The sequence below is a fragment of the Streptomyces sp. 13-12-16 genome (assembly GCF_002114215.1).
Classification (GTDB): Bacteria; Actinomycetota; Actinomycetes; order Streptomycetales; family Streptomycetaceae; genus Streptomyces.
In genome coordinates this window covers 1-842 of record NZ_NCTE01001319.1, presented here as the reverse complement: position 1 = coordinate 842, position 842 = coordinate 1, and the positions used below count along the sequence as shown (strand labels likewise).

Sequence of the window (842 nt, the reverse complement as noted above, 5' to 3'; positions counted from 1 at the left end):
CGTCGAGGCGTGGCCCGGGGAACGCCACGGGCCCGGGGTCCGGCCCGTCGGCACGGGCCGTCCGGTGGTCGCTCCGGGGGCGGTCCGGCGTGGTGGCCCCGGGGGTCGTCCGTTCGGTGGTGCCGTGCTCCGCGGCCGGGACGTCGGGGACCGTGCCGTCCGCCCGTTCCCGCACCACGGTGTGCTGGTCGCCGGTGTCCGGGTCCGTGGCCGGGGGCGTCCCCGGCCCGCGCGGGTGCCGGCGTGTCTCCGCCGCGCGGAGCCAGCGGTGGTGGAGGTCCAGGCGTTCCGCCCTCGACGCGCCGCACAGGGCGGCGAACCGTTCCACCGGCGCGAAGTCGACGGGGACCGCGTCGCCCGCGCAGTAGCGGTGCAGCGTCGAGGTGTTCATGTCCAGCCGGCGGGCGAGCGAGCCGTAACTGCGGTCCGTGCGTTCCTTCAGCTCGCGCAGCAGCGCCGCGAACTCCGCCACGTCGTCCCGTGCCGACACCGTCACCCCGCACTCGTCAGGACCCGACCGGCCCCGGGACGGCGTCCCAGGCACCCCATGTACCTGCACGTCGGACGGGCTGGGATGGTTCCATGCCGGCGGATCCGGCGACGACGCTTGCGCCCGCCCCCCGGGGCGGCCGATGCTCTTGGCACCGCGAACCGCCCGACACGGCGTACCGCTCCGCCCTTCCACCACGCACACCCCACGGGGGACACCCATGCCCATGCGCATCCGCGCCGCCACCCTCGCGGCGCTCACCGTCGCCGCCCTCGCCGCCGGTACGGCGCTCACCGCGCCGGCCGGCGCCGCGCCCCAGGAGGCCGCACCGCCCAGGTTCCTCGCGGCCTCC

The 842-nt window shown here is 77.7% G+C and carries 1 protein-coding gene; it reads right to left on the bottom strand.

Annotated features, from left to right (window positions below; all coding sequences use genetic code 11):
• On the bottom strand, window positions 1–496 hold a 496-nt coding region (locus B7767_RS48870), incomplete at its 3' end, for a helix-turn-helix domain-containing protein (RefSeq protein WP_373408278.1).
• Window positions 497–842 lie beyond the last annotated feature (346 nt).